General features: G+C 38.5%; 7 protein-coding genes and 2 pseudogenes. 4 read left to right on the plus strand and 5 right to left on the minus strand.

The annotated features are described in order from the left end of the window. Window positions 1-995 (plus strand): annotated as a pseudogene (locus tag F6K18_RS35435) (hypothetical protein); the annotation flags it as partial. A gap of 497 nt (window positions 996-1,492) precedes the next feature. On the opposite strand, the gene F6K18_RS35440 reads toward F6K18_RS35435, so the two are convergent. Continuing rightward, window positions 1,493-1,702 (minus strand): hypothetical protein, encoded by a 210-nt coding sequence (locus F6K18_RS35440; protein ID WP_287527985.1) that lies wholly within the window; start codon window positions 1,700-1,702, stop codon window positions 1,493-1,495. Window positions 1,703-1,708: 6 nt separating this feature from the next. Between F6K18_RS35440 and F6K18_RS35445 the strand changes: the two genes are divergently transcribed. Both F6K18_RS35445 and F6K18_RS35450 read left to right on the plus strand, forming a co-directional pair. After that, window positions 1,709-2,995: a tetratricopeptide repeat protein gene (locus tag F6K18_RS35445; protein ID WP_287527987.1), complete on the plus strand. Its 1,287-nt coding sequence runs from the start codon at window positions 1,709-1,711 to the stop codon at window positions 2,993-2,995. A gap of 81 nt (window positions 2,996-3,076) precedes the next feature. After that, window positions 3,077-4,033 (plus strand): NACHT domain-containing protein, encoded by a 957-nt coding sequence (locus tag F6K18_RS35450; RefSeq protein ID WP_287527989.1) that lies wholly within the window; start codon window positions 3,077-3,079, stop codon window positions 4,031-4,033. A 484-nt stretch (window positions 4,034-4,517) separates the two neighbouring features. Here the strand turns inward: F6K18_RS35450 and F6K18_RS35455 are convergent. Then, window positions 4,518-4,706, minus strand: a pseudogene (locus tag F6K18_RS35455) (ferredoxin); the annotation flags it as partial. 146 nt (window positions 4,707-4,852) lie between these two features. Here F6K18_RS35455 and F6K18_RS35460 point away from each other — a divergent pair. Beyond that, entirely contained in the window at window positions 4,853-4,975 is a 123-nt protein-coding gene (locus tag F6K18_RS35460; RefSeq protein ID WP_275670435.1) for a hypothetical protein, read from the plus strand. 108 nt (window positions 4,976-5,083) lie between these two features. Here F6K18_RS35460 and cobT read toward each other — a convergent pair whose 3' ends face one another. The 3 genes from cobT to F6K18_RS35475 form a co-directional block, all read right to left on the minus strand. Then, window positions 5,084-6,172 carry a nicotinate mononucleotide-dependent phosphoribosyltransferase CobT gene (gene cobT / locus F6K18_RS35465; protein WP_287527991.1) on the minus strand — a complete coding sequence of 363 codons (1,089 nt, stop codon included), beginning with the start codon at window positions 6,170-6,172 and terminating at the stop codon, window positions 5,084-5,086. Between the two features lie 939 nt (window positions 6,173-7,111). Continuing rightward, on the minus strand, window positions 7,112-7,771 hold the full coding sequence (locus F6K18_RS35470; protein WP_287527993.1) for a DUF2232 domain-containing protein: 660 nt from the start codon (window positions 7,769-7,771) through the stop codon (window positions 7,112-7,114). Between the two features lie 54 nt (window positions 7,772-7,825). Then, on the minus strand, window positions 7,826-8,266 hold a 441-nt coding region (locus F6K18_RS35475), incomplete at its 5' end, for a hypothetical protein (protein ID WP_287527996.1).

Genomic DNA, 8,266 nt, shown 5'->3' on the forward strand with positions numbered 1-8,266 from the left:
AAAGTTTTTTGCTGATTATTCAGTTTGAGCTTAGTTCTAATAGATTTCATGTATGTGTGTTTTATATGCTCCGCAAACACAGTCTGTCTAATAGTGTGCTTTGTAACCTATTATATCGTTATTTTTTGATTAAGTCAATGCTCTCTTTAGGAATTGGTAAAATTACTGCCCAGGCAAAAGCTAGTCCCGAACTTCGTAGTAAACTCAGAGAATATCTCGGACCCCGCACTAGCGGAATTATTGAAACTATTAACAAAGAATTGCTTGAACCCGTTAACGAAAAGCTGAAACAGTATGGTAAAAAAGGATTAGTGGTGATCGTTGACAACCTGGAAAAAGTTGATAGCTCACCTAAACCTTGGGGGCGACCTCAACCAGAATATCTATTTGTTGACCGGGGCGAACAACTGATGAGTCTTCATTGTCATCTGATTTATACTCTTCCTATGGCACTGAGGTTTTCCAATGACTACGACACATTAACTCAAAGATTTAAGAAAGACCCTCAAATATTGCCAATGGTGGCCACACAGTTGCGCGATGGTAGTGAATGTGCTGAAGGAATGAAGTTAATGCGACAGTTAGTTTTGGCCAGGGCATTTCCAGAATTAGATCCACAGCAACGTTTGGCAAAAGTTACCGAAATCTTTGATAATCAGGAAACTTTAGATTACTTATGTCGTTTCAGTGGTGGTCATGTGAGGAATGTATTGCGCATAGTTAATGAGGCTATTATGGAAGAAGGGGATCTTCCCATCTCCCGCGCTAGTGTTGCCAATGTAATTAAAACTTATCGCAATCATCGACTTTTAGCTGTAGATGACCGGGAGTGGGAATTATTGCGCCGAGTTGCTCAGACAAAAAAAGTAACGGGAGATGATGGATACCAAACTTTAATCCGGAGTATGTTTGTTTATGAGTATCAAGATGAACTTGGCCCTTGGTTTGATATTAATCCTCTTTTGAAAGATGCGCCAGAGTTAAATATAAGTTAAATATAAGGGAGTAGAGGGCGTAGGTTGGGTTGAGGAACGAAAACCCAACTTTAGGGTATGAAAAAGAATTTTTTGATAATAGACATCTCCAAAAGACCTCTCCGAAAAAGATATAGATTTTTGGTAGGAGTAGGGAACAGGGAACAGGGAACAGGGAACAGGTAAGATATTTTTACGAAAAAGGCAGGAAAAAAGATTTTTTCTGGTGACTTTTTTTTCTTTAGCTAATATAACTAAAAGGTTTATTTATTTTCCGGAGATATCTAAAAATTAAAAATATAGCAATGTGCGCTGGCATATTTACAAATTACAGTAACTGTCCAATAGCTAAAAGCCTGATATTATCGGTTTTTTATTCCCCCTTCCGGAGCTGTTGCCTGTTGCCTGTTGCCTGCGCACAGCGCTATAAAATCAATTCTTATCCATAAATTTTCAATTATTTCTCCCTGCTCCCTCTTTTATGGGGATGTCTAATTTTGAGCATTAATTAAATATATTTAAAAATTTGGCGTTGGTAATCTGAGGTATGATACCATGTCCGGATAAGAGCGCGATAGAACTCCGTGACCTTTACACTCCCCGAAAAACTTTCTCCTTCTACTCCTGTTATTCTTCTTTCTTCCCTCCTGAATCCTGACTCCTGACTCCTGACTCCTGACTCCTAAAGAATTAAGACTAATATCATACACGCGCTTTACCAACGCCAAAAATTTATGCCTAATTACAGGGAAATTAACAATCAAAAATTATTGCAGAAATTAATCCGAGGCATGGAAATGTCTCAAGGACAATTTCGCCTATTTCTGGCACAGTGCAATAATCTGAGCCAGCGCGATCGCCTAATTCCACAACTCCGGGAATCTTTTTCTGGAGACTTGGCACAGTTGCAGTTGGATGAGTCTGTCGATGAACTTTATGCAACTATTAGAAAATGCTTAGGAAACCAACAACCAGATGCTCTGATGGTTTGGGGTTTGGAGTTTGTCAGAAATATTGATAAATTGCTGGTCGCAATGAGTTTAGTTCGCGAGGAGTTTAGAAAAAATTGCCCTTTTCCCATAGTTTTATGGGTTGATGCAGAAATTTCTCGTAAATTTATTCGGTTAATTCCTGACCTTGAAAATTGGTCAAGTCTGACCGTTTTTGAAACTACCACTCAGGAATTAATTGATTTTATTCAGCAGACCAGTAAGAGTGTTTATCAGAAAGTTTTAGAAAGTGGGGCAAGAATATTTTTAGATGATACTGCTCTTGGTCTGGGAGAGTCTGCTTATCAAGAGTTGGTGAGCGCAAGGCAAGAATTGTTAAACCGAGAAGTTACCTTAGAGCTTGAGTTAGAAGCAAATTTGGAATTTGTTTTAGGCAGGGCAACCGATAATTATACCGAAATAGCACTAGAGCATTATCAACATAGTCTCGAACTTTGGCAACAAATTAACAACTTGGTGCGGGTGGCTCACACTTATTATTATCTGGGGTTATGGTGGTGTAGTTATGCAGTTAGGCATCGGGTTGAGAAAAATATGGCTTGTGAGAGAGCTTGTTCATATTTTCAGCAGTCAGTAGAAGGCTTTGAGACAGTTAACCGCCCAGACTTAGTTGCTAAATTTATCAATACTTGGGGAGAAGTTTTGCAGACTTTAGGACGTTGGGATGAGTTAGAAACTGTTGCTAACAGAGCAAGAGAATTACATCAAACCTATGATCAGCCATTTTGTGAGGCTCGTGCTGATGGTTTTCTGGCAGAATGTGAACTGGCAAAAAATCATTATAGACAAGCAAAAAAACTTGCTCAAACTGCCATAGAAATTTGCAACAAAACTCTAGATACTGTATCTCCTCCTAGCTCAGAAAAAGACGAAGTTACTTTAGATTGGGAGCGCTATTCTCATCTAGGAAAATATTTATTTGCTCTAGCAAAAGCCGAAAAATATTTAGGTAAATTTGAAGCATCTATAGCCAATTTTGAACAAGCAAAAAATACGACAAAACCTGAGTAAAGTACCGAATTTTATATTGATATTATCACAGAATAACGAGAAATATATTACCAACAAAAAGCATATTTAGCAGCTTTTGAATTGAAGCAAAAACTGCAACAAATAGAACAACAATTTGGGTTTGTAGCATTTATCGGTGCAAATCGTTTGGGATACAGAAAACCAAATACAAACCCGGCTTTACCTCAACTTAATCGACGAAAAGTTACTCAAGAAATTTCTGCATCTGGACGCCAATTCAATGTCGAAAAATTACTAGAAAGAATTAGTCGCCCTGACTATAAACTGATAGTTATTCATGGGCAATCAGGAGTTGGTAAAAGTTCTATTTTGCAGGCTGGATTAATACCTGCTTTAGAAAAAAAATCAATTGATACCCGTAATTTAGTAGTGGTTTTGCAGCAAGTTTATATTCATTGGATTTCAGCATTGGGGGAAAGTTTAGCTAAAAAACTTAAAGCAATTCCCCAATTAGCAGTTAATTCACATATACTTAATTCGACTGAAGCAATTTTTTCTCAGTTACGAAATAATGCTGAATTAAATCTACTTACGGTTATTATTTTCGATCAATTTGAGGAATTTTTCTTTGTTAATTCAGAGCCAGGGCAAAAAAGAGAATTTGCTCAGTTTCTGGAAGAATGTTTAAAAATTCCTTTTGTGAAAATTGTTTTATCCCTGCGTTCAGATTATATTCATTATTTATTAGAATTTAATTATTTAGCCAATTTAGAAACAATCAACAATGATATTTTAAGTAAAAATATTCTTTATGAATTGAGAAATTTTTCCCAGGATCAGGCAAAATTAGTCATTCAAGGATTAACAGAAAATTCTCAGTTTAAAATAGATCCAAATCTGACAGAAAAGTTAGTTGAAGATTTAGCTCAGGAGTTGGGAGAAATTCGCCCGATAGAATTGCAAGTAGTGGGGGCACAACTACAGACAGAGAATATTACCACTGTGGAAAAATATCAAGAATTAGGAGAGAATCCCAAAGCAGAAAAGGAGCGATCGCAGATTTTCAGGTATCTGTAGAATGGACGAGTAATGAGAAGAAAAAAGCACAACGGCAAAAATGGATCGAAGCGCTCCAGGCAGGGAAAAATCCGTTTACGGATGAGGTGTTGGAGAGTTTGAGAGATTGATGGTTATTTGCTGGAGTCGATAGAAATAATTTATTGGAAATGACTATTTGACGAAAAAGATAAGTTAAGAAATACCCTAGCTATTCGTAGCAAACATTTATAGCGCTGTGCGCAGGCAACAGGCAACAGGCAACAGGCAACAGCTCCGGAAGGGGGAATAAAAAACCGATAATATCAGGCTTTTAGCTATTGGACAGTTACTGTAATTTGTAAATATGCCAGCGCACATTTCTATATCAATTTGGTATAACTTTTGCTTCGACTGCTATAACATTGAAATGGTGCGTTACGCGATCGCCCTCTCCACTAGACTTGAGCATAATTAATCTTCTCGCTAACGCACTAACGCACCCTACAGGAATTAATGAAAAGAATCAAATCTTCTTTTGATCTGCATTTTGCTTATTTCTATGACTAGCAATACGAGCTGCCCCACTATCCACAAGACTACCAGCAATAGGAATCACCTGATACTTGCGCTCTTCTTCCAGAGTATTTAGTTTGGTATAATCAACCCAGTGAATACAATCTACAGGACAAGTGTCGATCGCTTCTTGGATTAATATCATGTCCGGATAATTAGTTATAAAAAAACTTTCTCCTTCAACTCCAGTTGTTCTTCTTTCTTCCCTCTTTCCTCCTGACTCCTGAGGACTGACTCCTGAGGACTCCGTAGTTATTTATTTATCACTGTTTAACCGGACATGATTTGAAGAAGGAGACAGGAGACAGGAGACAGGAGACAGGAGGAAAATTACATGGGGATTCGCTCCCCCAAGTAATTTTGAACACCCCCGTTGACGGTGGGGTATTAAACCCACAAAGAAAATGATAATTCCTTTATTACCAAGGGTTCTAGCCTTTTTTAGTGCTTTGACATAATTCCCTTGCCTAGACTGACTTTCAAGCATTTTTATCCCCAGAAAATGTGTAAGTCCCATTATACAAACAAACTTTCAACAGCTTGAAGCAACTGAACTTGACTCCAATCTCTATATAAATGAGCCGCGATCGCACATCCTCCACAACCCACACCTTCTTTAACATAACCCTGTTCATAAGCTCGTAATTGAGGATAACAAGACTCAGCAAAACTAAGTTGTGTTGCCATCAAAGGCACAAAACCAATTTCTCTAGCCAACCCCACAGTATCCCCTGTCGGGTCTTCAGCAACCCATCGAGTTGTTCCCACCACAATATTCTCAGGCAGCCAAGATATAGAATATTTTGCCGCTAATGCTTGCATCAAAGCATAAACAGCTAACATTTGTGTACCACCAGCTAACATCACCCCTACTTTGAGACTTGCTGTCATTGCCATTCCTGCTACTACTATTTGCATCGGGTCTCCCACCGCAGCGACCAATTTTAGGGGTTGTGAAAGGGGAGGTACAGAATTAAAACCAGAAACTTGTAAACCTTGGCGCACCACAGCCAACTTTTGAGCATGATTACATTGAGGATGACTGCTATTAACTTTGCCTGCAGCAGCAATACCTAAACCTAATAAAATTGCTAAAGCTGTAGTTGTACCTCCAACTACACATTCTCCTAATATTAAATAGCTATCTTTTGCTTCAGCAGCTAACTTATATCCCCAACTCTTTCCAGCTTCCAGTAAATGTTCAACAGTTGCCATATCTAAAGCATGACCAGAAGTTAAACAACGAGCTGGAGTACCTCCCAAATTAATTGTTGCTACAGTGGGTTGATGAGTTAAACCAGCATTAAATAAGTAGAGAGGAATATTGAGAGCATCAACAATTGCTTTTGTGATTAAAACTGGAGAAGCACCAGCATCAAGGGGTGGTAATGGATATTTAGGTTGTGGTTGAAAACCGTTATATAAAAATTCCACATCTGCCAAACAAGTATATTGGCGGTCTTTTGGAGTTGCCCCTGCTGCAGAAATTCCCGGTATTAGACCTGTATCTGTAAATCCTAATATACAGCCAAACACTGGTTGGCGTCTCCGATACCTTTGCAGCCAATTTTTTCCCTGTTGCACCTGAGTATATACACGAATCATTATTATTATTGAGTAATGGGTAATTTCAGTTATCAGTTATATAGCAGGGAACAGGCAACAGGCAACAGGCAACAGTGGGAAAATTATTTCTCTGTCTTACGGTTCATCATCAACATAAGTCATATCATGTCCGTTGGTATCGTTTGTGTAAAAGTTAGCGTGGATATCTACAGGAAATTTAAGTTTTTTTCTTGCTCAATTGCCTTCCTGTTTGTTGCCTTCCTGTTTGTTGCCTTCCTTTTCTATACAATACTGATGCTACCGGACATGATATCAAACACCAACTCGTTCCTTGCTATAGCAGTAGTCATTAAGGGAACAGGGATAAATATAGCGCTGTGCGCAGAGAACAGGCAACAGGGAACAGGGAACAGGGGGAATAAATTGCCGTTTGCGCAAGCATTCCGTAGGAATCATATAAGACTTCTAGCTCTTTTGCCCCTACTACAATTTGTAAATATACCAGCGCTCATTCCTATATTTGAATATTTATGTATGGATAACAATTGATTTGATTTTGGGATGGTGGCGCATTGTATAGCGCTGTGCGCAGGCAACAGCTCATCTGGCAACAGCTCCGGAAGGGGGAATAAATTGCTGATAATATAAGACTTTTAGCTATTTGGCCCCTCCTGCAATTTGTAAATATACCAGCGCTCATTGCTATAATAGTCGTACATTGTAATTATTGTTTTTACCAGAGACGGTAATGAGAGCATCTTGCTCCCTCGTTTTGAGGATGCCCACACTAGGCATTGTTCATCTGCATATATCATTATTATGCAGAACTACCTATTTTTCATTTTTGGAGATGTCTATTGGAGAGGAGAAAAGTTTACCTACCACCTAATACCTAATATCTACAAAAGAGTTTGCTCAGTTACGCTACCGCTAACACACCCTACCACTTACCACCTACTACCTACCACCTAAAATCTACTACTCATAATCAAGCAAAACTCTTACCCATTTAGGAGGTCTAGGAATAGGGTTACCGATCCGGTCTAGTAACAATAAAGCTACCAAATGTACAACAAATAAATACACAACATTATTCACAAATACTATAACTAAAGCAAGTGCTTGAATTAAAGGCAAACTAGGTTGAGCTAATAATCCCAATTTGATAAATACCCATTCTAGGATTCCTGTCACTTGTGTAGTTACATATATCCAGAGGTCTTGCCCCAACAAAAGTGAAAGTAACCACAATCGAAAAAAGAAACCAATAGAGCCTAGTATAGAACCTAAACCAATAGAAATTAACCAATTTCCTCCTCGTTTCCACACTGCCCCTAACATTACTCCCATGAAACCAAAGGGAATAACAAATAAAATACTACGAGTTGGCCCCATAAGCACAGATAAAAGTAATCCTGATACTACTGCACCCATCCAAGCGGCACGGTTTCCCCAGCGTAAATATAGTAAAGCAATTGGTATTGGGAAGAAAACTCTTAATAATGGTCCCAAGGGAAAATAATAATTGATAAACCAAATTAAACTAGCTGTACTGGCCAGAAAAGCTGTTTCTACCAGAACTATTGGTTTATCTTCTTTGCTGGTGGATGATGTTATTCGATCTGAAGTTGTTTTCACAGAATTACTTTGGCCTTATATATTTTGGTTATTAAAATTTAATTTACTTTTAATCTACTTCTGGATTAAACGGCGTTGCTGATTTGATATATGAAATTCAATTAGTGGTAAATTTTCACCCAAAACAATAGACATCTCCAGAAAAGAGGGAACAGGGAACAGGGAACAGGGAACAGGGAACAGGGAACAGGGGGAAATAATTGATAATTGATGGATAATAGTTGATTTGATTTTTAATTTTTGGAGATGTCTAATAGTGGGAATTATATCTATAATTCTGACTCTAAAGTCACCGAAAAACTTTTTTCTGACTCCTGTCTCCTGTCTCCTGTCTCCTGTCTCCTGTCTCCTGTCTCCTGTCTCCTGTCTCCTGTCTCCTGTCTCCTGTCTCCTGTCTCCTGTATCCTGTATCCTGTCTCCTGTCTCCTGTCTCCTGTCTCCTGTATCCTGTCTCCTGTCTCCTGTCTCCTGTCTCCTGTATCCTGTCTCCTGTCT

Source organism: Okeania sp. SIO2C2, from assembly GCF_010692625.1.
In the GTDB taxonomy this organism is placed as follows: domain Bacteria; phylum Cyanobacteriota; class Cyanobacteriia; order Cyanobacteriales; family Microcoleaceae; genus Okeania; species Okeania hirsuta.